This window comes from Brevundimonas sp. (assembly GCF_047617075.1).
GTDB lineage: Bacteria > Pseudomonadota > Alphaproteobacteria > Caulobacterales > Caulobacteraceae > Brevundimonas.
In genome coordinates this window covers 39767-64024 of record NZ_JBLGCI010000006.1, presented here as the reverse complement: position 1 = coordinate 64024, position 24258 = coordinate 39767, and the positions used below count along the sequence as shown (strand labels likewise).

The following is a 24258-nucleotide window of genomic DNA, read 5'->3' as shown; positions in this document are numbered from 1 at the left end:
TCAGCGGGCAGCGGCCACCAGCGCGCCGCGCACACGCCATGCGGCCATCAGGCCCAGCCCCGCCAGCACCGCCATGGCCAGGTATCCCAGCGCGCCATAAGCGTCATAAAGCGGCCCAGCCAGCAGGGTGGCCATGCCGATCAGGACGCCGGACGACAGGGCCGACAGCAGGGTCTGGGCGGCCGTCTGGTTCGCGGGCGGCGCCAGACGCTCAACGATCTGCAGGCCCGCCAGGAAGGTCGCCGCGAAGCTGAGCGCATGCAGGGCCTGCAGCGGCCACAGCAGCCAAAGGGGCGGCATGAAGGCCAGGGCGATCCAGCGCACCACCGCCGCGCCGCCGCCGATCATCAGCAAGAGCCAAGGCCCGATCCCGCGCCGCCGCCGCCACGGCTCCACCACCCACATGAACAGCACCTCCACCACCACGCTGAAGCCCCACAGCATGCCGGTGATGGACTCCGGGATGCCCCGCGCCTTCCACTCGATGGCCGAGAATCCGTACAGGAAGGCGTGGGTGGCCTGAATGGCGCCGACGGCCAGAATGGCGGTCATGAACACCGGGTCGGCGACCAGGGCGCCGAGGCCCTTGAACCGATCTCGCGCGCGCGGCCCCGCGCCTTCCCCCACCGGCTCGGGTGGCAGGACGGTCAGGGCGATCAGGGCGCCGCCCATGCTGGCGATCACCAGCCACAGGACGATCACGTCGGGCGACGCGCGCAGCAGCAGCGCGCCCATGCCCACATTGGCCGCCACGAAGGCCAGCGATCCGGCGCTGCGCGGGGCGGCGAAGGTGAAGCCCTCGCGCGCGGCGCCTCTCAGGGTCAGCACGTCGGCCAGGGGGATGATCGCCGCCGCCGCCGTCGCCCCCACGAACCACAGCGGCAGCCACAGGGCGTAGCCCTCCACCAGCCCGGCCGCGCCATAACCGACGGCGGCGATGACGCTCAGAATGGCGATGGCTGTGCGGCGATAGGCGAAGCTGTCGGCCCAGACCGCGATCATGGGGCCGGTGACCAGCCGCGCCAGCATGGGCGCGGCCAGCAGGGTTCCGATCTCGGCCCCGTTCAGCCCCTGCGACTGGAACCACAGCCCGGCGAACGGCAAGCTGACGCCGGTCGAGCCGAACAACAGAACGTAATGGGCGGCGTTGCGCCAGGCGGTGGTCATGGCCGGGCCTTTAGCAGGCCCGGCGGACGGCGTCAGGCCGCGTCGTGGCGGCGGAACAGCTTGCCCTTCTCGGCCCACAGCACGAACACCAGCGCGCCCAGACCACAGACCACGAAGCCCAGCGACAGGGGCAGCGTCGAGCCATCATACTGCTGGCCGATGAAGAAGCCGATCAGGGCCCCGCCCACGGTGGTGATCAGCCCCTGCACCGAGGAGGCCGTGCCCGCGATATGACCCAGCGGCTGCATGGCCATGGCGCCGAAATTGCCGGGCACCAGACCGAAGAAGAACATGGTCGCCGCCTGCAACGCGATGAAGGTCCACATCACCTCATGGCCCGTGGCGGCCACCAGCACATGCACAACCGCCATGCCCGTGAAGCCCAGCAGCGCCAGGTGGGACAGGAACCGCATGCCCATACGCTCCACCAGCCGCGCGTTCACGATCGAGGCGATGGCGATGGCGCCGGCGATGCCCGCGAAGGCGATGGGAAACACATTGGGTCGCCCGAAGGTGTCGGCGAATATCTGCTGGGACGAGTTGATGAAACCGAACAGGGCGCCGGTGATCATCATCATGCCCAGCATGTAGCCCACCGCCTGGCGATGGGTCAGGCTTTCACGGAAGCCCGCCGCGATGCGCCCCAGCTTGATGGGCAGGCGATACTCGGGATGCAGGGTCTCGGGCAGCTTGAGGAAGCACCACACCAGCGCCGCCGCCCCCGCAGCGCCCAGCACCAGGAAAATTTCCCGCCACTCGCCCACGAACAGCACCAGCTGGCCCACGCTCGGCGCAATGATCGGCACGCCGAGAAAGACGATGAAGGCCAGCGACATGACCCGCGCCATGGTCCGGCCGGAATAGCAGTCCCGCACGATGGACACCGCCAGCACCCGCAGCGCCGCCGCCCCCACGCCCTGCAAGGCGCGCGCGATCAGCAGGCTGTCGAAGGTCGGCGCCAGCGCCGCCAGCAATCCGAACAGGGTGTAGATCCCCAGCCCGATCAGCAGCAGCGGCTTGCGCCCGAACCGGTCGGCCAGCGGGCCATAGACGATCTGCGCCCCGCCGAAGCCCAGCAGATAGGCCGTCACCACCCACTGGCGATCGTTGTCGGCCAGCACGCCCAGATCCGCGCCAATCTGCGGCAGGGCCGGCAGCATGGCGTCGATGGCCAGGGCGTTCAGGGCCATCAGCGTCGCGATGGTGACGACAAAGGCCCGGAACCCCAGACCGGGATGCGGCGGGGCGGAGGAAGCGGATGCGGGGGAGGACATCGGCTCCATATCGGCGCACGATGTGACGGAAGCTAGAGCACGGCCGAAAAATCCTCCCCCACTGGGGGAGGGGGACCATGCAAAGCATGGTGGAGGGGGTCCATCCGCCGCACAATCAAAATACCTGTCCGACGCACAACCTTCACCATATCCTCCGCCCCATGGACGCTCCGAAGGAAACCGTCACCCGGGCTCGTCAGCTTCGCCGCAAGCTGACCTTGCCCGAGGTGATCCTCTGGAACGCCTTGCGCGGGCGCCGCCTGGACGGCTGGCGTTTCCGCCGTCAGCATCCGCTAGGGCCCTACATCCTCGACTTCTACTGCGCAGAGGCGCGGCTTGCGGTGGAGATCGACGGCGCGGCGCACGATCACCCGGACAAGATCGAGCACGATCAGCGCCGCACCCGCTGGCTGGAGGGCTGCGGCGTGCGGGTGCTGCGCATTCCGGCGCGCGAAGTGCTCGGAAATCTGGACGGAGTGCTCATCGGCTTGCGCGAAGAGCTTGGGCGGAACGAAGGACAGCGGTGAGGCGGAAACACCCCCTCCACCGCTTCGCGGTCCCCCTCCCCCAGAGGCGGAGGATTAGGCCGCCCGGTTGGAGCCTTCCGGCGCGGTCCAGCGCAGGACCGGCTGGCGCGCGGCGCGGGTTTCGTCCAGGCGCCGCATGGGGGCGTGGAACGGCGCGCCCTTGAAGCGGTCCACATCGCCGGCCTTCGCGGCCGTCGCCAGCGCGCGCATGGCCTCGATGAAGCGGTCCAGCTCGGCCTTGGACTCCGTCTCGGTGGGCTCGATCAGCATCGCCCCGTGCACCACCAGCGGGAAGTACATGGTCATGGGGTGGAAGCCCTCGTCGATCATCGCCTTGGCGAAGTCGAGGGTGGTGATGTCCGTGCCCTTCAGCCACTCGTCGTCGAAAAGGGCCTCGTGCATGCACGGCCCCTCGGGGAAGGCGGCGCTCATCACGTCCGACAGTCGGGCCTTGATGTAGTTGGCGTTCAGCACCGCGTCCTCGGCCACCTGACGCAGGCCGTCGGAGCCATGGCTCATCATGTAGCTGAGCGCGCGCACATACATGCCCATCTGGCCCTGGAAGGCGCACAGGCGGCCGAACGCCTGTTCGGCCTCGTCCTCGGCAAACTCCACCAGCCTGAAGCCGTCCTTGCCGCCGACCACCCAGGGCGCCGGGGCGAACGGGGCCAGCGCCTCGGACAGCACCACCGGACCCGCGCCCGGTCCGCCGCCGCCGTGGGGCGTGGAGAAGGTCTTGTGCAGGTTGATGTGCATGGCGTCCACGCCCAGATCGCCCGGCCGCACCCGGCCGACGATGGCGTTGAAATTGGCCCCGTCGCAGTAGAAATAGGCCCCCGCCTCGTGGGTCAGGCGGCTGATCTCCAGGATGTCCCGCTCGAACAGGCCACAGGTGTTGGGGTTGGTCACCATGATGGCGGCCACGTCGTCGCCCAGCTTGGCCTCAAGGTCGGCCAGATCCACGCGCCCGTCGTCGGTCTGGGCGATCTCCACTACCTGATAGCCGACGAAGGCCGCGGTGGCCGGGTTGGTGCCGTGGGCGCTGGTGGGCACCAGCACCTTGTTGCGGGGCTTGTCCGAGCGCAGGCCGTGACCCGCCGCCCGGTGCGCCGCGCGAATGGCCATCAGGCCGCACAGCTCGCCGTGAGCGCCGGCCTTGGGCGACAGGGCGACGGCGGGCATGCCGGTCAGGGTGGTCAGCCAGTGGGACAGCGAATCCATCAGCTCCAGCGCGCCCTGCACCGTGGACTGCGGCTGCAGCGGGTGAATGTCCGAAAAGCCCGGCAGGCGCGCCATCTTCTCGTTCAGGCGCGGATTGTGCTTCATGGTGCACGAGCCCAGCGGATAGATGGCCAGGTCGATGGCGTGGTTCTTCTGGCTCAGCCGCACATAGTGGCGCATGGCCTCGGGCTCGCTCAGGCCCGGCAGTCCGATGGGATCGGCCCGCACCAGATCGCCCAGATCGCCGCCGTCGCTCTTCGGCTGCGGCAGGTCGACGCCGGTCTTGCCCCAGCCCTCGCCCTCGAAGATCAGCGCCTCGTCCTGCAACAGGCCACGCCCGCCCGTCAAGGTGTCCGGCTTGGTCTCGACCGCGTTCGGCGTCGTGGGGCGTCCCACAGTGTTCATGGTGCTCATCACAGAACCTCCGCCAGGGCGGTTTTCAGGGATTGGATGTCGTCATCCGTCGTGGTCTCGGTGGCCGCGATCAGCAGCACGTCGTCGAACCCGGCGCCGGGGTTCAGGCGGCCGTAGGGCACGCCCGCCAGCACGCCGCGCTCGGCCAGTTGATCCACCACCTCGGCGGCGTTCTTCGGCAGCTTCACCGCGAACTCGTTGAAGAAGCGCGGGGTCAGCACCTCCACGCCCGGAACCGACGCCACCGCATCGCGGGTCGCCAGCGCCTTCTCGTGGTTCAGCAGGGCCATGCGGCGCAGGCCCGTCTCGCCCAGCAGGCTCATGTGGATGGTGAACGCCAGCGAACACAGGCCGGAATTGGTGCAGATGTTCGACGTGGCCTTGTCGCGGCGGATGTGCTGCTCGCGGGTGGACAGGGTCAGGACGAAACCACGCCGACCCTCCGCGTCCTCGGTCTCGCCGCACAGGCGGCCGGGCATCTGGCGCACCAGCTTGTCGCGGGTGGCGAACAGCCCGATGTAGGGGCCGCCGAAGTTCAGGGCGTTGCCGATGGACTGACCCTCCGCCGCCACGATGTCCGCGCCCATCTCGCCCGGCGATTTCAGCAGGCCCATGGACACCGCCTCGGTCACCACCACGATCAGCAGGGCGCCCGCGGCCTGGGCCGCCTCGGCGATCTTCGTCACGTCCGTGGCCGTGCCGAACACGTTGGGCGTCTGCACCACCACGCAGGCGGTGTCGGCGTCGATGGCCGCGATCACCGCATCCTCGGCGTCGATGGCCGGGTCCAGCGCCTGGGTCTCGACCCCCACCGCGTGCACCACCGTCTCGGTGGCCGACACATAGTGCGGGTGCACCCCGCCCGAGATCACCGCCTTGTTCCGGCGCGTCACCCGGGTGGCCATCAGCACGCCCTCGGCCATGGCGGTGGAGCCGTCATAGAGCGAGGCGTTGGCCACGCCCATGCCGGTGAGGTTCGCCACCTGGGTCTGGAACTCGTACAGGTACTGCAGCGTGCCCTGGGCGATTTCCGGCTGATAGGGCGTGTAGCTGGTCAGGAACTCGGACCGCTGGATGATGTGGTCCACCGTCGCCGGCACATGGTGGCGATAGGCTCCTGCCCCGCAGAAGAACGGCGCATCCCCCGCCACGGTGTTCTTGCCCGCCATCCGCTTGAGGCTGCGCTCCACCTCGAGCTCCCCCATCACGCGGGGCAGGTCGACGAAGCCGTCGCGCCGCGCCGCCTGGGGCACGTCCACGAACAGGTCATCCACGGATTTCGCCCCGATGGCGGCCAGCATGGCCGCGCGGTCGTCGGGCGTCAGGGGGAGGTAGCGCATGGTTCGGTTCCTTGTCATCCCGGACAGCGCGAAGCGCTGATCCGGGACGGCGTAGGGAGGGTTTATTCGTCCCGGTCAGCCCGCAGGGTTGAACCGGGACACGGGGAGAAATACGACGCTCGCCCCGGATGAGCTTCGCTCTCCGGGACAACAAAACATGGGCGCGCCCGGTCCCGGCTCTACGCTTCGCTTCGGCCGGGATGACAAGGTCACGCCGGCAATCCTAGAGCGTAGCCAGATAGACGTCGTAGGCCGCCTGATCCATCAGGGCGTCCAGCGAGGAAGCATCCGCCACCTTGATGCGGGCGAACCAGCCGTCGCCCTGGGGGTCGGCGTTGACGGTCTCGGGGGCCGAGGCCAGGGCGGCGTTGGCCTCGACCACTTCCCCAGCGATGGGCGCGTAGACGTCCGAGGCCGCCTTGACGCTCTCGACCACGGCGAAGCTGTCGCCCGCCTTCACGGTCTTGCCCACTTCCGGGGTCTCGACGAACACCACGTCGCCCAGGGCATCGGCGGCGTGCTTCGAGATGCCGACGGTGGCCACGTCGCCCTCCAGACGGACCCACTCATGTTCCTTGGTGTAACGCATTGGCTGCTTCCTTGCGGGCCTGACGATCAGGACTTGGGTTTGCGATAATAGCGGTTGGCGACGAACGGCGTGGCGACCACCTCGGCGGCCAGCGGCTTGCCGCGCACGATGACGGTCAGGGCGGTGCCGATCTCCGAGAACTGCGGCGGCACATAGCCCATGGCGATGTTCTTGCCGAGCGACGGCGACGGCCCGCCCGAGGTCACCTTGCCGATGACGGCGCCGTTCGCATCGGCGATCTCCGCGCCTTCGCGGGCCGGGGCGCCTTCCTTGACGTGCAGCCCGACGCGGACCCGCGACAGGGCGCCGTCCAGTTCCTTCAGGATCCGGTCGGCGCCGGGGAAGTCGGCCCGCTCCTTGCGTGATTTCGACAGGGCGAAGGTCAGGGCCGCCTCCACCGGGCTGGTGGTCTCGTCGGCGTCGTGGCCGTACAGCGGCAAACCGGCTTCGAGCCGCAAAGAATCCCGCGCGCCCAGACCGATGGGCTTGACCCGCGCGTCCTCGAGAATGGTGTTCCAGATGCGCTCGGCCTGATCCGCCGGGACCGAAATCTCGTAGCCGTCCTCGCCGGTGTAGCCCGAGCGCGACACGAAGCAGTCCGCGCCGAACAGCATAAGCCGCGCCGAATCCATGAATCCGAACTCCGCCAGCACCGGCTCGTGCGCCGCCATCACCTCGGCGGCCTCGGGGCCCTGGATGGCGAGCAGGGCGCGGTCCAGCCGGGTCAGCTTCGCGTCGCCTTCCAGCCCCGCCTCGATGTGGGCGAAGTCGGCGTCCTTGCAGGCGGCGTTGACCACGATGAACAGCCCGTCGTGGTCGGGCTTGCCCGCCATCAGGTCGTCCATGATCCCGCCCTTGTCGTTCAGCAGCAGGGAGTATTTCTGGCGGCCCGCTTTCAGGATCCCGTAGTCGCCGGGCACGAAGCGCTCGAACTGCGCCACGGCGTCGGCGCCGGTCAGCTTGGCCTGGCCCATGTGGGACACGTCGAACAGACCCGCGTGCTCGCGGGTCCAGCGGTGCTCGGCCAGCACGCCCTCGTACTGGACCGGCATGTCGTAGCCCGCGAACGGGACCATGCGCGCGCCCAGCGCCCTGTGCGCGGCGTTAAGGGGCGTGGTCTTCAGGGTCTGGTCGCTCATGGGCACGCTCCGGCTGGGGTGGGTCGGCGGCGCACCGGGCGAAGCTTCGCCCGTCACGCGCCCCCGCTGTCCTGAAGCCTGAGAGATTCCGCTCCGGATCTGATCCGATGCTTGCTCCGTCGGCGAGCCCGAAGGCTGCTTTCCAGCGTTCCTGAGCCGTCGCGGTCCTTTTGCCTGAGCGTTTCCGGGGCGGTTGCGCCTTCGGCTCCGAGGCCCGGAATCAGGACCTCGATCTCTCCCGCGAGAGCCACTCTTCCCTGTGCGCGGAACCCTTCGGAGTCAAGCGGCGCCGTCGTTCAGGGCCTGCGCCAAACCGCGCGCCGCGGCGCTCACGTCGGCCCAGGTCACGTCAAAACCATCGTCGCCGCCGTAGTAGGGATCCTCAACCGGCTCCCCTGCTCGCCCCGCGTGCTCCAGCATCAGGCTCAGGTCGGCCCGCGCGCCCGGCGGCCTCAGACGTTCCAAATCAGCCAGATTGTCCGGGTCCATGGCCACGATGTGGGTGAAGCGGTCGAAGTCCTCCGCCCTCACCTGCCGCGCCCGATAGCCGCCGATGTCGACGCCGTTCCGCCGCGCCACGGCCTGGGCACGGTGGTCCGGCGCATGCCCCTGATGCCAGTCGCCCGTGCCCGCCGAATCGACCGCGACAGCCAGCCCCCGCCGCTCGGCCTCCTGCCGGAACGCCGCCTCGGCCAGGGGCGAGCGACAGATGTTGCCGAGACAAACGAACAGGACGGCGACTTTCGACATCGGGACCCCTCTTTATTTATATCGCGCGCGAGCCGGGCGCCCGGCGCCGAAATCGGACACTCAGGTCTTCTAACCGGGGCTTTTAGCCGCTAGCAAAACCTCTTCGGAAATGGGTGATCCTTGTTCCGGGCTGATTCCGAGGAGCCGCCTTGCTGCTTGCCTTCCTGGCCGTCCTGCCGCTGATCGGCGCCCTGGCGCCCGCCCTGGCCATCCGGGCGGGCCGCGACGCGTGCGCCCTGGCGGCCGGACTGGTGACGCTCAGCGCCATCATCATCCTGGCGACCATGGCCCCGGCGGTCATGGCGGGCGAGGTGATTCAGGCGCGCATCGACTGGATTCCGTCGCTGGGGCTGAACGCCAATTTCTTCCTCGATCCGCTGGGGCTGATGTTCGCCGGGATGATCCTGGGCATCGGCCTGCTGATCATCATCTACGCCCGGTTCTATCTTTCCAAGGCCGACCCCATGGGGCGGTTCTTCACCTATCTGCTGCTGTTCCAGGGCGCGATGCTGGGCATCGTGCTGTCGGACAACATTCTGCTTCTGCTGATCTTCTGGGAGCTGACCAGCCTGTCGTCCTTCCTGCTGATCGGCTTCTGGCGGCATCTGCCCGAGGGCCGTCAGGGCGCGCGCATGGCCCTAACCATAACCGGCGCGGGCGGGCTCAGCCTGATCGGCGGGCTGTTGATCCTGGGCAATATCGCCGGGTCCCACGACCTCACCGTGATCCTTGAGAACCGCGAGGTGATCCAGGCGTCGCCGCTTTATCTGCCCGCCCTGCTGCTGATTCTGGGCGGATGCTTCACCAAGTCGGCCCAGTTCCCGTTCCACTTCTGGCTGCCCCACGCCATGGCCGCGCCCACGCCGGTCAGCGCCTATCTGCACTCGGCCACCATGGTGAAGGCCGGCGTGTTCATGCTGGCCCGCCTGTGGCCCGTTCTGGCGGGTACCGACGCCTGGTTCCTGATCGTGGCCACCACCGGCCTCGTCACCATGGTGGTCGCCGCCTGCATCGCCCTGTTCAAGGACGACCTGAAGGGCCTGCTGGCCTATTCCACGGTCAGCCATCTGGGTTTCCTGACCATGCTGTTCGGCCTGGGCACCCCCATCGCGGCGGTGGTGGGCGTGTTCCACATCATCAACCACGCCACCTTCAAGGCCGCCCTGTTCATGAACGCGGGCATCGTGGATCACGAGGCCGGAACCCGCGACATCAAGCGTCTGGGCGGCCTGTTCAGCCTCATGCCCATCGCCGGGACCCTGGCCCTGATCGCGGGCCTGTCCATGGCCGGCATCCCGCCGCTGAACGGCTTCATCTCCAAGGAGATGATGCTGGAGGAAGCTTCTCACACCGTCTGGCTGGGCCAGCCGTGGGTGTTCCCGGTGCTGGCGACCTTGGGCGCAACCCTGTCGGTGGCCTATTCGCTGCGATACACCCTGCACGTCTATTTCGGACCGAAGCGGGACGACTATCCGAAGAAGCCCCACGATCCCGGCATCGGCCTGTGGGGGCCGCCCGCCGCGCTGACGACGCTGGTGGTCCTGATCGGCCTTCTGCCCGCCCTGATCGCCGGACCCATCGTGGCGGCTGTGGCCGGCGCCGTGATCGGGGCGGACCTGCCCTATTATTCCCTCAGCCTGTGGCACGGCGTCACTCCGGCCCTGTTCATGAGCATCATCGCCGTGGCCGTGGGCGCCCTGCTGTTGTGGCGTCACCGCAATCTGGAGGTTCTCTGGACCCGGGTCGGCGTGCCCGAGGCCAAGGCCATGTTCGACGCCTTCGTCGCGGCCCTGGCCGCCGCCTGCCGCCGCCTGACTCTGAAAGTCCACAATGAGTCCCTGCAGCGCTATCTGGCCTTCTTCGTGGGGACCGCCGTCGTCGTGGGCCTGGCCGGATTCTTCACCGCCGATCACAGCGAGGGCACGCGCGAGGTGATCGGCGCCTCCCCGGTGGCCCTGATCGCATGGGCCGTCCTGATCGCCGCCACCGGCGCCGTGGTGGTCGCCCATCGGGCGCGGTTCCTGTCCCTGATCTTCATCAGTGTTGTGGGCTCCATCGTCGCGCTGACCTTCGTCTTCCTGTCCGCGCCGGACCTGGCCCTGACCCAGATTTCGGTAGAGGTGGTGACGATCCTGCTGATGCTGCTGGCCCTGAACCTGCTGCCCAAGACGTCGCCCGCCGAAAGCTCGATCCCCCGCAAGCTGCGCGACGGGGTGCTGGCCATCACCGGCGGCCTCGGCGTGGGCGCTGCGGCCTGGGCGGTCATGACCCGCGACGGCATGCAGTCCATCTCCCGCTTCCACTGGGAGAACAGCTATTCCGGCGGCGGCGGGACCAACGTGGTCAATGTCATTCTGGTGGACTTCCGGGGCTTCGACACCTTTGGCGAGATCATCGTACTGGGCATCGCCGCCCTGGCCATCTTCGCCCTGCTGGACACCGCCGATCGGGGCGAGGCGGGCCGCCGTCTGGCCAACTGGACACCTGATCTGATCCGCTCGCCTGAGCGCCACCCCATGATGCTGGTGGTGGCCACCCGCCTGCTGCTGCCGCTTGCGCTGATGGCCGGGCTGTACATTTTCCTGCGCGGCCATAACGAGCCCGGCGGCGGTTTCATCGCCGGACTGGTGTTCTCGGTGGCTCTGCTGATGCAGTTCATGGCCTCGGGCTGGGGCTGGGCCGACGCCCGCCTGCGCGCCGACCACCACAACCTGATCGGCTGGGGCGTGCTGATCGCGGGCCTGACCGGTCTGGGCTCGCTGCTGTTCGGCGCGCCGTTCCTGACCAGCGCCTTCGACTATTTCTCCCTGCCGGTGGTGGGCGAGTTCGAGCTGGCCACGGCCATGCTGTTCGACATCGGCGTGGCCCTGACCGTGGTGGGCGCTGTCATGCTGGCCCTCGCCCAGCTGTCCCGCGTGGCCCAGCGCGCCGAGAAGCTGGAGACGTCGGAACACGCCATGGACATCAATCCCTCCCGTGAACCGTCCACGGAGGCCAAGCCATGAGCCTGGAGTTCCTCATCGCCACCGCCATCGGCGTCATGACGGCGGCGGGCATCTATCTGCTGCTGCGCCGCCGCACCTTCCCGGTGGTGCTGGGTCTGGCGTTCCTGTCCTACGCCATCAACGTGTTCCTGTTCGCCATGGGCCGCGTGGTGGTGGACCAGCCCCCCATCTACGAGAAGGGCGTAAGCGCCTACACCGACCCCCTGCCCCAGGCCCTGGTCCTGACAGCCATCGTCATCGCCTTCGGCATGACCGCCTTCGTGGTGATCCTGGCCTTGCGCACCTATCTGGAGACCGGCACCGACCAGGTGGACGGCCTGCCCGATGCGGCGCCTGAAGAGCAGGAGCCGCGCCCATGACCGATTCCGCCCTGGCCCCCTGGGTCATCGCGCCCGTCATCCTGCCGGCCATGGCCGCCGCCTTGATCCTGCTGGTCATGCGCCATCGCCTGACGCTGTCGCGAGTCGCCAGCCTCGGCGTCTGCGCCGCCCTGCTGGTCATGGGCGTGGTCCTGACCGGCCATGCCGCGACAGGCGCGGTCGAGAGCTATGCGCTGGGCGACTGGTCCGCGCCGTTCGGCATCGTGCTGGTGCTGGACCGTTTGTCGGCCATGATGCTGCTGCTCACCGCCGTGGTGGCCATGGGCGTGATGATCTACGCCATCGCCACGGGGCTGGACCGCAAGGGCTGGCATTTCCACCCCCTGTTCCAGTTCCAGCTGCTGGGCCTGAACGGCGCCTTCCTGACCGGCGACCTGTTCAACCTGTTCGTCTTCTTCGAGGTGCTGCTGATCGCCTCCTACGGCCTGATGCTGCACGGCCAGGGCGCCGCGCGGCTCAAGGCGGGGGTGCAGTACGTCATCGTCAATCTGGCGGGCTCGACCCTGTTTCTGGTGGCGGTGGGCATGCTGTATGGCGTCACCGGCACCCTCAACATGGCCGACATGGCCTTGCGTGTCGCCGCCGCGCCCGAGGGGGATCAGGCGCTGATCAAAGCCGCGAGCCTGCTGCTGATCGCCGTCTTCGCGCTCAAGGCGGCGCTGGTGCCGCTGCACTTCTGGCTGCCGCGCACCTACGCCTCCACCTCCGGCGCTGTGGCGGCCCTGTTCGCCATCATGACCAAGGTGGGCGCCTACTCCATCATCCGCGTCACCACCCTGATCTTCGGCGACGACGCCCAGGCCTCCGCATGGGCGCCCGCCGACTGGATGCTGCCCGCCGCCCTGATCACCATTGCGCTGGGCTTCTTCGGCGTGCTGGCGGCGAAGGGACTGCGCGATCTGGCCGCCTTCGCCGTGGTGGGGTCCATGGGCACCCTGCTGTCCGCCGTGGCGGTGTTCCAGCCGGACGCCATGTCGGCGGCGCTCTACTACACCGTCCACTCCACCCTGGCGGCCGCGGCCCTGTTCCTGATCGTGGATCTGATCGCCGTGCGCCGGGGCGAATACGGCGACGCCGTCAATGTGGGCCCGCGCTTTCAGGATGTTGAGAAGCTGTCGGGCCTGTTCTTCCTCGCCGCCATCGCCATGGTGGGCCTGCCGCCCCTGTCCGGCTTCATCGGTAAACTGCTGATCCTTGACGGGGTGCGTGACGCGCCGGGCGGCTACTGGATCTGGGCAATCATCCTGATCACCACGGTCATCGGCATCCTCGGCTTCGCCCGCGCCGGCAGCCAGATCTTCTGGAAAAGCGCGTCGGTGGACGGCGACTGCCACGCCGGTCAGGTCCACGGCGGCGCGGCGGCCATGGGCGCGGCGGCGGGGTTCCTGATCCTGCTGGCCGCCGCCACCGTTCTGGCCGGCCCCCTGGCCGCCTACACCACCGCAACCGCCGAGCAGTTGTTCCAGCCCGACGCCTACATCGGCATCATTGAGCCTTCACCACCACCGCGACAGCCGTGATCAGCAGATAGACCGCGAAGGCCTTTTTCAGAACGCGGCGGTCCAGCCGGTGCGCCAGCCGCGCCCCGTATGGCGCGGTCAGGGCGGTCAGCAGCCCCATGATCGCGGCGGCCGGCAGGTTCACATAGCCCAGCGACAGCGGCGGCCTGCCCTCGGCCCCCCATCCGAACACCGCGAACCCAAGCGCCGCCGCCGCGCCGATGGCCAGGCCGAAGCCAGAGGCCGTGGCCACCGCCTGATGAATGGGCCGTCCGCACAGCACCATGGCCATGCCGCCAAGGCTGCCGCCCCCCACGCCCATCATGGCGGAGAGTCCGCCGATCAGCGTGCCTGCGCCGCGCCGCCCCCAGCCGGTGGGAAGGTCCGCCCTGAGAGTAAAGCGTTCGGGCAGCAGGCCCATCTGCGCCGACACCAGCAGCAGACAGGCGCCGTAAACGATGGCCAGGCCCTCCATGGAGGTCACCCCAGCGATGGCGGCGCCGACCATCCCCCCGAACGCCACCCACGGCGTCCAGGTGCGCAGCACCGTCTCGTCCACCGCCCCGTGCGCCCGGTGGGTGGCCAGCGATTTCCATGAGGTGGCGACGATGGTCAGCAGGGAGGTGCCGATGGCCACGTGCAGATTGCTCTCACCGCCCACGCCCAGCACCGAAAACGCGTAGAACAGGGCGGGCACCAGAACCGTCCCGCCGCCCACGCCGAACAGCCCGCCGATCACCCCCGCGACAGCCCCGGCCCCCGCCAGCGCCGCCGCCATCAACAGCAGGTCGCCGACCGGCAGGCCGTTCACGCGGCCTGATCCGCGCGGGCGTCTCGCTTCGCTTCGGCCTCGCGCACAGCCTCCACGGCCTGATCCACAACCTCGAGCCCTGCGTCGGGGCGGATCGACTCCACGGTCAGGATGCGGCGGAACGCCCGCGCGCCCGGCCGCCCGTGCATCAAGCCCAGCATATGCCGCGTCATGGCGGGCAGGTGCACCCCCGCCTCCAGCCGGGCGGCCATATAGGGCCGGTATCGCACAATGGCCTCGAACGGATCCACGTCTGGCGTATCCGCGCCGAACAGCCGCCGGTCCACCTCTCCCAGCAGTGCCGGCTCGTGATAGGCCGCGCGGCCCAGCATGACGCCGTCCAGCGCGACGCCGTGCTCGTCCTGCGCCAGATGGGCCTCGGCCGCGTCCAGATCGGGGACGCCGCCGTTGATGATGATCGTCAGGTGCGGCCGCTCACGCTTCAGGCGCCGCACCAGAGCGTAGTCGAGCGGCGGCACATCGCGGTTCTCCTTGGGCGACAGACCCTTCAGCCAGGCCTTGCGCGCATGGACGATGAAGGTGGTGACCCCCGCGGCGGCCGAAGCGTCCACCGTGGCGAACAGGCTTTCAACCGGGTCCTGATCGTCCACGCCGATGCGGCACTTCACCGTGGCCGGAATTGTCACCGCTTCGCGGATCGCCGCCATGCAGTCGGCGACCAGCTGCGGCTCGCGCATCAGGCACGCCCCGAAACGGCCCGACTGCACCCTGTCCGATGGGCAGCCCACGTTCAGATTGATCTCGTCATAGCCGAACGCCTGACCGATCCGCGCCGCTTCGGCCAGCTGTTCCGGCTCGGACCCGCCCAGTTGCAGGGCCACCGGATGCTCGACCGGGTCAAACCCCAACAGGCGCTCCCGGTCGCCATGGATCACCGCCGGCGCCGTGACCATTTCCGTATAGAGCAGGGCATGGCGGCTCAGCACCCGGTGCAGCGCGCGGCAGTGCCGGTCGGTCCAGTCCATCATCGGCGCGACGGAAAAACGGTGGGCGGGAAGCGTCACTTTGTTGGGGCGATCCTGGGGCGCTCGTGTGCGGAAGAGGCCTACATAACGGGAAACGTGGCCGTTTTCACGCCGTCAGAGCCCGATTGCCGCCTTAGTTGCATGGGGCGCTCGGAGCGGGGTATCCTTTGCTTCTCCCACCTTCCCATTGATTCATTTCCACATTCGCACGGGAAGTCGTGAACCTTTGTTCGCGTGTGACGGTTCTCATCGGACCGAGTGGACAATTCGAAGGACAATCCATGCGTCTCAAGCTTATCGCCGCCGTCTCCACCGCCGCCCTTTTCGCCGGCTCCGCCATGGCCCAGGAAGCCGAAATGCAGGCCGGGGCCGAAGCCCAGGCTGAAATGGCCGCTCCCGCCGCGACCGGCGAGCCCACCGACGCCGAACTGGCCGCCTTCGCCGGCGCCATGACGCGCATGCAAACGGTCGCCCAGCAGGTTCAGGGCGGCCAGCCGACCCCGGAGCAGCAGGCTGAAATGGCCGCCGCCGTCGAGGCCTCGGGCCTGGAAATTGATCGTTTCAACGCCATCTCGCAGGCCGTCTCGACCGACCCGGTTCTGCAAGCCCGTATCGGCGTGGCCTCGACCACGCCGTCCCCGGCCGGTTCTGTCGGCGCGGGCGTGAGCGACACCGAGGCCGGTCAGTTCGCCGCCGCCATGACGGCCGTGCAGCCGATCGCCCAATCGCTTAACGGTGCTGCCCCGACCGCCGAGCAGCAGGCCCAGATGGCCTCGGCCATCGAGTCCTCGGGCCTGACGCTGGAGCGCTTCAACGAGATCTCCGGCGCCATCGGTCAGGACCAGCACCTGCAGGCCCGCGTGGGCCTGGCCGCCGCCCGGGCCGGCCAGTAATCACGATCACGTCCTGATCGGAACGAACGGCGCTCCTTCGGGAGCGCCGTTTTTCTTTGTGGATCAGGCGTCCTCGTCCTCGAGCACATCCGCCGTCGCGTCGCTGAGCGGCCTGGCTTCCCTCTTGGGCGGCACATAGGGCGCCGGCTGGGGCGTGGCCATGTTGCCCCGCATCAGCGACCGGCCCGCCGTCAGCCCGCCCGCGATCTGAGCCTCGAACCTCTGTTCGTCGCGGCGGCGCACATCGTCCAGCGTTTCCTCAACATCCCGGTCGTCCAGCCCCATGTCGGCCAGCACCTGTCCGCCGAATTTCAGGGCGGACTCGAACGTCTCGCGCAGCTCGTAGTCCACGCCCGCCTTGACCAGCCGCAGCGAATGCCCGCGATCAAAGGCGCGCACATACAGGCGCGTCAGGGGGAACTCCGCCTTCACCAGCTCGACGATGTGATCAGCCACATCGGGCTTGTCCACGCAAACCAGAACCGCCTCGGCGGTCCCCGCCCCGGACGCATGCAGCACGTCCAGCCGCGCCCCGTCGCCGTAATAGACCTTGAAGCCGAAATTGCCCGCCGCCTGAATCATCTCCACGTCGTTCTCGATGATCGACACATCCACGTCGCGGGCCAGCAGCGGCTGGCTGACCACCTGGGCGAAGCGGCCGAAGCCGATGATCAGCACCCGACCGTGCAGGTCGTCGGCGCGGTCCACGCCGTCCGCGCCATCGGGCGACAGGGCCTTCTCTTCCGGCAGAAAGAACCGGGTGATGATCAGGGTGACCACCGGCGTCAGGGCCATGGACAGGATCACCACCGCCGTCATGACCGCGCTGGTGCGTCCGTCGAATACCCCGGCCGTCAGGGCGGCGGCATACAGCACGAAGGCGAACTCGCCCCCTTGAGCGAACAGGGCCGCCCGCTCCAGCGCCTCGCGGTGCCTGGCCTTGAACACCCGCGCCACGGCGTAGATCGCGAGCCCTTTCACGGCCATGAAGGCGACCACCGCCCCCGCGATCAGGGGCCAGTCCGACGCCACCACAGCCAGGTCCAGCGCCATGCCGACGCTGAGGAAGAACAGGCCCAGCAGGATGCCCCGGAACGGCTCGATGTCCGCCTCCAGTTGATGGCGGAAGGTGGAGTCCGACAGCAGCACCCCGGCGAGGAATGCGCCCATGGCCATGGATAGCCCGCCCACCTGCATGAACAGGGCGGCGCCCAGCACCACCAGCAGGGCCGCGGCGGTCATCACCTCGCGCGCGCCACTGTTGGCCAGGATGCGGAACAGCGGGTTCAGGAGGTAGCGCCCCGCTCCCACCAGGGCCGCGATGGCCAGAAGCCCGATCAGCACCGCCTGCCACAGCGGTCGCGTCGCCTCGCCGGAATCGGTGCCCATGGCCGCGCCCATGAAGACCACCAGCGCAAGCAGCGGCACGATGGCCAGATCCTCCAGCAGCAGGATCGAGACCGCCCTCTGTCCCTGCGGCTCCATCCGCTCGCCCCGCTCGTCCAGCATCTGCATGATGACGGCGGTGGACGACAGCACGAAGCCGCAGGCGCCGATCAGAGCCACGGCGGGCGGAAAGCCGAACGCTATGCCGACCCCCGTCAGCAACAGGGCGCAGGCCGCCACCTGCGCCGCGCCGAGGCCGAAAATCTCTCGCCTCAGACTCCATAACCGGGACGGCCGCATCTCAAGACCGATAATGAACAACAGCATCACCACGCCGAGCTCGGCCACGTGCAGGATCGTCATTGGGTCGTCGAACAGGCCCAGGCCGAACGGCCCGATCAGCAGCCCGGCCGCCAGATATCCCAGCACCGAGCCCAGCCCCAGCTTGCGGAACAGCGGCGCCGCCACCACCGCCGCACCCAGCAGGACCACCGCATGGCCCAGTTCCATCCCCGTTGCCGCGTCCGCCATGCTCTTCACCCCGATCTGCCGTCGTCCCGGCCCATATAGGCATGATGCGCTGCAACCACGAAGGGCGTCGTCGGCGCCCCAATCAGATTCCATCTGGATATTTCGCCACAGTTTCGACCAATCTTGGCTGGCCTCATGGAGATCACAGGGGTCAGTCGGGAGCTGTCGATGTTGGGTTCAAGGAAACTGAGGGCGGGGGTCTGCATGACCGCTTGTCTGGGTCTGGTCACTCCGGTGGGGGCGCAATCGCAATCAGGCGGATCGGCTTATGCGCCCGGCGACGGCGCACCGACCCGCGCGGCCTGCGCGGCCCTGGGCTTTGAAATCTACAAGGAGCCGGTGAACGTCTATCAGCGGTTCCCCCAGCCCATGGTCCAGCGAGAGATGAGCTCGTTCTCTCATTCCGGCGCGCCGCCGCCGCCCGCGCCGCCTCCGCCCCCTCCCCCGCCACCTCCGCCGCCCCCGCCGCCTCCGGTGCAGCCTGGCCAGCCGGCCCCGCAGCCCCAGACGACCGCCGTTTACGAGGCGCCCTCAGTCATCGTTTCGGGCTCTCGTATCGCACCTGGACCTGTCATCGCCGGATCGCCGGAATCCTATCCGGAAGCCACGCCCAATGCGGTGCGCCGGACCATGGACGAGGCGGTCTCCACCTTCTCCATCGACGTTGACACGGCCAGCTACGCCAATGTCCGCCGCTTCATCGACGACGGCATGTCGCCCCCGGCCGACGCCGTGCGGGTCGAGGAGATGATCAACTATTTCGAGTACGACTACGCCCGGCCGGACAGCGCCGAGGAGCCTTTCGCGGTCACCACCGCCGTGGTGGATTCGCCCTGGGCCGATGGCCGCCGGATCGTCCACGTGGGCTTTCAGGGCTATGAGCTGCCCGAAGATCAGCGCCGCCCGCTGAACCTGACTTTCCTGGTGGATGTGTCCGGCTCCATGGGCAGCGAGGACAAGCTCGAGCTGGCCCAGCGGGCCATGAACCTGATCATCGACCGCATGCGGCCGCAGGACACCATCGCCGTCACCTATTACGCCGAGGGCGCCGGCACGACGCTGCAGCCTACCCCCGGCACGGACAAGCTGCGTATCCGCTGTGCGGTGGAGAGCCTGCGCGCCTCCGGCGGCACCGCCGGGGCCACCGGCATGACCAACGCCTATGACCAGGCGCGAGTGAACTACGCCGACGACCGCGTGAACCGCATCCTCATGTTCACCGACGGCGACTTCAACGTGGGTGTCACCGACAACCGCTCCATCGAGGAGTATGTGGCCCTCCAGCGCGAGAGCGGCATCTATCTGTCGGTCTATGGCTTCGGCCGGGGCAACTATCAGGACGAGCGGATGCAGGTCATCGCCCAGTCCGGCAACGGCGTGGCCGCCTATGTGGACAGCCTGAACGAGGCGCGTCGCCTGTTCGGCCCGGCCTTCGACCGGGGCGCCTTCCCCATCGCCGACGATGTGAAGATCCAGGTGGAGTTCAACCCGGCCCACGTCGCCGAATGGCGGCTGATCGGCTACGAGACCCGCCTGCTGGACGAGGCCGATTTCAACAATGACGCGGTGGATGCGGGCGAGGTCGGCTCCGGCGCCTCGGTCACGGCCCTTTACGAGATCACGCCTGTCGGCGGCCCCACCCAGATGGGCGAGCGCCGCTATGATACGCGCCCGGCGCCCCCCGCCACGTCGGACGAACTGGCCTTCGTCCAGGTGCGCTACAAGCTGCCGGGCGAGGATGACTCGGTCCTGATGCAGACGCCGGTGTCCGGCCCCCCGTCGACCCGCGCGCTGGAAAACACCCGCTGGGCCCTGGCCGTGGCCGCTTTCGGCCAGCGTCTGCGCCGCGATCCGTGGATGAACGCCGACTACGGTTGGGACGACATTCTCGACCTGGCCCAGGGCGCCCGGGGCGAAGACCCGTACGGCGAGCGCGCGGAGTTCGTTCAGTTGATCCGCGCGGCCTCTGAACTGCCGCCTCGCGACACGCCCTGAACGGAAAACGAGGCCGCGCCGAACATCTCTATTGATAATGATTATCAGCCTTGCTAGCAGCGCGGGTGATTTTCATTCTCAAAGGCTGTTCGCATGTCCCGCTCGCTCCTGGCCGCCCTGCTGGCCGGTTCGGCCCTCTCCTCGCCCACCCTGGCCCAGGACGCGGCGGGAGCCACTCAAGTGGATGAAGTGGTGGTCACCGGACGGGCCCAGCGCCTGTATCGCAATCCGGTCACCACCGTCGCACGCGGCGCCGACGACCCGCTGGACGTGCCCCAGGCCCTGACGGTCATCAATGCGGACCTGGCCTCCGACCAGGGCGCCCGCGATGTGACCGACCTCTATCGGAACGTCGCCGGCGTCACGACCTTCAGCTATTCGGGCGTGACCTTCCGGGGCTTCCGGCAGGACGAAGTCTTCTATGACGGCATGCGGGGAAACCCGTTCATCGGCTTTTCGGTGCCGCAGCTGTTCAACATCGAGCGGGTCGAGGTTCTGAAGGGACCCGCCGGAATGCTGTACGGCCCCGGCTCGCCCGGCGGTCTGATCAACTATGTGACCAAGCGCCCCTCTGACGTCTTCGGGGCCGAGGCCACCGCCGTCATCGGCGACAATGAGCGGCGCGGCGCCTCGGTGGAGGTCACAGGCCCCGTCACAGCCGACGGGCGCGTCACCGCCCGGGCCGGCGCCTACCATGAATATGAAGGGCCGATCCGTTTCAACACGGATTCCGAGATCAACATCATCGACGCAGGGCTCGGTTTCCGCCCGGTGGAGTCGCTGGAGCTGGTGCTGCAGGCGACTCACTATGTCCAGAACCTGGACGGCAACCGTTTGCGCGGCGTCCCCGCGGACGACGACGGAAACTTCCTGACCTCCATCGACTGGAATCACAACGAGCCCACCGACTATCTGGATCTCGAGGCCGACGTCATTCAGGGCCGTCTGTTCTGGGACGCGGGCCTCGCCACGCGACTGGACGCCGGCGTGCGCTGGGGCCAGGCCAATGAGGTGCAGCAGTATCACGAGCCTCGCGGCCTGCGCGACACGGACAACGACGGGGCGTTCGACTTTTCGGATCGTGAGTTCCGAGATCAGGCCCGCGACGGGGAAAGCCTGTCCGTGAACTTCAATCTGACGCACGAGGCTCAGCTGTTCGGCATGGATCACCGCTTCCTGCTGGGCGGCGACTGGACGCGCGAGGAGGCGCAATCCATGTCGCGCATCGTGCGGTCCCAGGCCATGGGCGGCGAGGTTCCGGGTCTGGATCTGGTCGACCCGGTCTACGGCGAGACATCGGGAGCGGACTACGATCTGGACGCCGTCACACCGTCGCTGGGCGACAGCGAGAGTCGTCAGTGGGGCGTCTACCTTCAGGACCATCTGCGTCTGACCGAACGGTTCAGCCTGGTCGGCGGCCTGCGCTACGACCGCTTCGAGGACGTGAACAATCGCAACGGCTCCAGCTTCGAGGCGGACGCCGTGACCTACCGGGCCGGCGCCATCTATCGGCCACGTCCGGACCTGTCGCTGTATGTCAGCTGGTCCGAAGGCTTCGAACCCCAGGGCATCGGCAGCCAGAGCCCGCTGGCCGGCGGTCCGTTTGACCCCATGACCGGCGAGCAGATCGAGGCGGGCATCAAGGGCGACCTGATGAACGGGCGGGTGCAGTTCGGCGCCGCCATCTATGAGATCAAGCGTCAGAACCTGCTGCAGAACACCGGGCTGGACCCGGACAATGACGGGACCGACGATCTGGCCCCCATCGGCGAGGTCACGTCCCAGGGCTTCGAGATCGAAGGCGCGGTCGATCTGACCCCCAACTGGGTGCTGACGGCCAACTACGCCTACAATGACGCCCGCATCACCGCGACCGTGCCGGGCCAGTCCCTGTCCAACGCCGTGGGCGATCGCTTCGCCAACGCGCCCGAACACGCGGCGGGTCTGTGGACGCGTTACGACTTTGACGGCATCGGCCTGTCCACGGCATTCGGCGCGGAATACGTCGGCGAGCGCCTCAGCCTGGATGGCCAGACGGTTCAGGCCTACACCATCTTCGACGCGTCGATCATCAAGCGGTTCGGGGATCGGTACGAAGCGCTGGTCCGCATCGACAATCTGTTCGACGAGACCTACGCCGCCTCCGGCTTCATCGAGCGCACCGGCCACTTCCCCGGCCAGCCTCGCTCGGCCTTCCTGGAGCTGCGCGCCCGGTGGTGACCGCGCCCGGTCAGAAGAAGGGCCGCTCTCTCTGGTGGTGGGTTCACCACTGGCTGGGGCTGAAGCTGGCCCTGTTCATGACCTTCGTCCTGCTCACCGGAACCCTGGCCACGGTCGCCCACGAGATCGACTGGCTGATCGACCCGGCGGTTCGCGTCATGCCCCAGGGCGGGGCCCAGGCGTCGTGGGGCGACTGGGCGGCTGCGGTCGAGACGGCGACGCCGGATGCGCGGATCGAGTTCCTGTCGCGGCCGATCGACCCCTGGTTCGCGGCCTCGGCGGTCATCAGGCGGCCGGGCGGCGAGCGTGCTATCGTCTATGTGAACCCCTGGACCGCACAGGTTCAGGGTGTTTCGGCCTGGTTCAACGCGCACCGCTTTCTGCGATTCACGCACCGTCACCTGATGATGCCGGTGAAATGGGGCGTGCCCATCGTCTGCTCCATGGCGCTGGTGCTGCTGGTGTCGATGATCACCGGACTGGTCGCCTACAAGAAGTTCTGGCGCGGTTTCTTCCGCCTGCCTCAGTGGCGCGCGGGACGCAGGGGCGAAGGCCGCCGCTTCACCGGCGACCTGCATCGTTTCGCCGGCCTGTGGTCCGTCTGGTTTCTGGTGATCATCATCGCCACCAGCCTCTGGTATCTGGTGGAATGGGGCGGCGGGCAGGCGCCGCGACACCCCCGCCCGGAGGTCATCACCGGCCCGTCCCAGCCCACCGGTGCGGCGCTCGACGCCCTGGTCGCCCGCGCCCGCTCCGCCGATCCCGAGCTTCGCATCAGGAACCTCCGCTTTCCGGGTGATGAAGGGCGCGGCCTCATCATCGAGGGTCAGGCCCGTGCGATCCTGGTGCGGGAGCGCTCCAACGCCGTGTCCATCGATCCCCGCGACGGCGCGGTCCTGATGGTCACGCGCGGCGAGAACCTGAACGTCCATCAGCGCATCTCCGAAATGGCCGATCCGCTGCATTTCGGCACATTCGGCGGCCTGCTCACCAAGCTGATCTGGTTCGCCTTCGGCGTGGTTCTGACCGGCCTGTCGGTGACAGGCGTAATGATCTACACCCTGCGCATGCGCCGGGCCGAGGTTGAGACGGCGCGGTCGGGACTTGCGCCCTGGCTGTGGCGCAGCCTGGGTCCCGCCGCCTACCCCAGCGCGGCGCTGATCCTCATCAGCCTGGCGCTGACGCCGGCCGCCATGGGTCTGGTCGGCTGATTTCAGACGTTGAGAGGGGGGCCGTGGCGGTTCGCCCCGTCCTCGCCCTTCATCCAGCCCAGCTCGATCGTGGCCCACAGCACGATCAAAAGGCCCGCCGCGCCGATCAGGCTGTCCGGATACGGCCAGGTGAAGTTGAACCCGATCAGAATCGCCGCCGCCCACCAGCCGCTGCGCCCCCGGTCATGAAGTCGCTTGGCCAGTACGCAGACCGCCGCATAGACCCACGCGGGATAGAAGACCCAGCCCACGGGCACGTGCCACCACTCGCCCACGGCCAACCACTGGAACAGCGCCAGCACCGCGACCAGCACGATCACCCCGACGATGAACGGCCGCCGGTCGATCCGCCCCTTCGGAGACAAGAACAGTGCTGCCGTAAAAGGCGCTTTGGATGGTCCGTCGGTCCGCGTCATCCCGCCGGTGCGCGATAGTTATCGATCTTGGCGTTCGTCGGCGGGCCGTAGGCGTTTGGCTCGCGCCGACCCGGCAGGAACCCGAGCGTGACCAGGAAGAACAGCCACAAGACGAAGAACACCAGTCCCAGCAGGGCGACCACTGTCGATTCCGCAGATTCAAGGGCGACGCCCCGCATGTCCATGCCGACGGACCACAGATTGAGAACCACGGACGAAATGTAGAAAAGCACGAACCACTTGCCGCTGGCGCCGCGATCATGCGCCCGTCGCACGCCGACGGCGAGGATGGGCCAAAGGAACAGCACGGTGATGACCAGGCCGAAGGTCAGCTGGGCCAAACCTCTGGTTTCTTCAGACAGCCCTGACAGCACGGCGCTGAGGATCATGCCCGCGAACATGCTGAGCAGCATCAGCACGACCGTCAGACCGAAGCAGATCAGCCAGAACTCAAGACGGTTCGCCCGTCCTTTGAAGGAAAAAATATCCATTCGCCCCTCCCCG

General features: G+C 68.1%; 20 protein-coding genes and 1 riboswitch. Of the genes, 8 read left to right on the top strand and 12 right to left on the bottom strand.

The window, feature by feature from the left end:
- Entirely contained in the window at positions 1–1167 is a 1167-nt protein-coding gene (locus tag ACI8U3_RS08135; protein ID WP_415014367.1) for an MFS transporter, read from the bottom strand.
- 32 nt (positions 1168–1199) lie between these two features.
- Positions 1200–2441, bottom strand: coding sequence for a multidrug effflux MFS transporter (locus tag ACI8U3_RS08130; RefSeq protein ID WP_415014366.1), 1242 nt, complete (start codon positions 2439–2441; stop codon positions 1200–1202).
- Positions 2442–2518: 77 nt separating this feature from the next.
- Here ACI8U3_RS08130 and ACI8U3_RS08125 point away from each other — a divergent pair, with 77 nt between their 5' ends.
- On the top strand, positions 2519–2968 hold the full coding sequence (locus tag ACI8U3_RS08125; protein ID WP_415014365.1) for an endonuclease domain-containing protein: 450 nt from the start codon (positions 2519–2521) through the stop codon (positions 2966–2968).
- Positions 2969–3022: 54 nt separating this feature from the next.
- Here ACI8U3_RS08125 and gcvPB read toward each other — a convergent pair whose 3' ends face one another.
- From gcvPB to ACI8U3_RS08100, 5 genes are all read right to left on the bottom strand, one after another.
- A complete protein-coding gene (gene gcvPB / locus ACI8U3_RS08120) occupies positions 3023–4603 on the bottom strand; it encodes an aminomethyl-transferring glycine dehydrogenase subunit GcvPB (RefSeq protein ID WP_415014364.1) in 1581 nt (526 codons plus the stop codon).
- Positions 4603–5943 (bottom strand): aminomethyl-transferring glycine dehydrogenase subunit GcvPA, encoded by a 1341-nt coding sequence (gene gcvPA, locus ACI8U3_RS08115; RefSeq protein ID WP_415014363.1) that lies wholly within the window; start codon positions 5941–5943, stop codon positions 4603–4605. The genes gcvPB and gcvPA overlap by 1 nt, the downstream gene beginning before the upstream one ends.
- Positions 5944–6166: 223 nt before the next feature.
- Positions 6167–6532 carry a glycine cleavage system protein GcvH gene (gcvH, locus tag ACI8U3_RS08110; protein WP_415014362.1) on the bottom strand — a complete coding sequence of 122 codons (366 nt, stop codon included), beginning with the start codon at positions 6530–6532 and terminating at the stop codon, positions 6167–6169.
- Positions 6533–6558: 26 nt separating this feature from the next.
- The gene (gcvT, locus tag ACI8U3_RS08105) at positions 6559–7671 is read right to left on the bottom strand and encodes a glycine cleavage system aminomethyltransferase GcvT (protein ID WP_415014361.1); all 1113 of its coding nucleotides are present in this window, start codon (positions 7669–7671) and stop codon (positions 6559–6561) included.
- 152 nt (positions 7672–7823) lie between these two features.
- Positions 7824–7922, bottom strand: a riboswitch (glycine riboswitch).
- Positions 7923–7950: 28 nt separating this feature from the next.
- Positions 7951–8421, bottom strand: coding sequence for a low molecular weight protein-tyrosine-phosphatase (locus ACI8U3_RS08100; RefSeq protein WP_415014360.1), 471 nt, complete (start codon positions 8419–8421; stop codon positions 7951–7953).
- Positions 8422–8570: 149 nt separating this feature from the next.
- Between ACI8U3_RS08100 and ACI8U3_RS08095 the strand changes: the two genes are divergently transcribed.
- The 3 genes from ACI8U3_RS08095 to ACI8U3_RS08085 are packed head-to-tail and all read left to right on the top strand — an operon-like array spanning position 8571 to position 13326.
- On the top strand, positions 8571–11426 hold the full coding sequence (locus tag ACI8U3_RS08095; protein WP_415014359.1) for a monovalent cation/H+ antiporter subunit A: 2856 nt from the start codon (positions 8571–8573) through the stop codon (positions 11424–11426).
- A gap of 2 nt (positions 11427–11428) precedes the next feature.
- Entirely contained in the window at positions 11429–11785 is a 357-nt protein-coding gene (locus ACI8U3_RS08090; protein ID WP_415014532.1) for a Na+/H+ antiporter subunit C, read from the top strand.
- Positions 11782–13326 carry a monovalent cation/H+ antiporter subunit D gene (locus ACI8U3_RS08085; RefSeq protein ID WP_415014358.1) on the top strand — a complete coding sequence of 515 codons (1545 nt, stop codon included), beginning with the start codon at positions 11782–11784 and terminating at the stop codon, positions 13324–13326. The genes ACI8U3_RS08090 and ACI8U3_RS08085 overlap by 4 nt, the downstream gene beginning before the upstream one ends.
- Here the strand turns inward: ACI8U3_RS08085 and ACI8U3_RS08080 are convergent.
- Both ACI8U3_RS08080 and dusA read right to left on the bottom strand, forming a co-directional pair.
- Entirely contained in the window at positions 13292–14116 is an 825-nt protein-coding gene (locus ACI8U3_RS08080) for a sulfite exporter TauE/SafE family protein (RefSeq protein ID WP_415014357.1), read from the bottom strand. The genes ACI8U3_RS08085 and ACI8U3_RS08080 overlap by 35 nt on opposite strands.
- Positions 14113–15141 carry a tRNA dihydrouridine(20/20a) synthase DusA gene (gene dusA / locus ACI8U3_RS08075; RefSeq protein WP_415014356.1) on the bottom strand — a complete coding sequence of 343 codons (1029 nt, stop codon included), beginning with the start codon at positions 15139–15141 and terminating at the stop codon, positions 14113–14115. The genes ACI8U3_RS08080 and dusA overlap by 4 nt, the downstream gene beginning before the upstream one ends.
- Positions 15142–15383: 242 nt before the next feature.
- On the opposite strand from dusA, the gene ACI8U3_RS08070 reads away from it, so the two are divergent.
- Entirely contained in the window at positions 15384–15995 is a 612-nt protein-coding gene (locus ACI8U3_RS08070; RefSeq protein ID WP_415014355.1) for a DUF4168 domain-containing protein, read from the top strand.
- Positions 15996–16058: 63 nt separating this feature from the next.
- Here the strand turns inward: ACI8U3_RS08070 and ACI8U3_RS08065 are convergent, their stop codons facing one another.
- Complete coding sequence (locus tag ACI8U3_RS08065; protein WP_415014354.1) at positions 16059–17912, bottom strand: monovalent cation:proton antiporter-2 (CPA2) family protein; 1854 nt, start codon at positions 17910–17912, stop codon at positions 16059–16061.
- Positions 17913–18116: 204 nt separating this feature from the next.
- Between ACI8U3_RS08065 and ACI8U3_RS08060 the strand changes: the two genes are divergently transcribed.
- The 3 genes from ACI8U3_RS08060 to ACI8U3_RS08050 all read left to right on the top strand — a co-directional run bounded on the left by ACI8U3_RS08060 (position 18117) and on the right by ACI8U3_RS08050 (position 23338).
- A complete protein-coding gene (locus ACI8U3_RS08060; protein ID WP_415014353.1) occupies positions 18117–19907 on the top strand; it encodes a vWA domain-containing protein in 1791 nt (596 codons plus the stop codon).
- Positions 19908–20000: 93 nt separating this feature from the next.
- A complete protein-coding gene (locus ACI8U3_RS08055; RefSeq protein WP_415014352.1) occupies positions 20001–22127 on the top strand; it encodes a TonB-dependent siderophore receptor in 2127 nt (708 codons plus the stop codon).
- Complete coding sequence (locus tag ACI8U3_RS08050) at positions 22124–23338, top strand: PepSY-associated TM helix domain-containing protein (protein ID WP_415014351.1); 1215 nt, start codon at positions 22124–22126, stop codon at positions 23336–23338. Before ACI8U3_RS08055 ends, ACI8U3_RS08050 begins: the two co-directional genes overlap by 4 nt.
- A 2-nt stretch (positions 23339–23340) precedes the next feature.
- On the opposite strand, the gene ACI8U3_RS08045 is transcribed toward ACI8U3_RS08050, so the two are convergent.
- A complete protein-coding gene (locus tag ACI8U3_RS08045; protein ID WP_415014350.1) occupies positions 23341–23703 on the bottom strand; it encodes a DUF805 domain-containing protein in 363 nt (120 codons plus the stop codon).
- 47 nt (positions 23704–23750) lie between these two features.
- The gene (locus ACI8U3_RS08040) at positions 23751–24245 is read right to left on the bottom strand and encodes a DUF805 domain-containing protein (RefSeq protein WP_415014349.1); all 495 of its coding nucleotides are present in this window, start codon (positions 24243–24245) and stop codon (positions 23751–23753) included.
- Between the last annotated feature and the right edge of the window lie 13 nt (positions 24246–24258).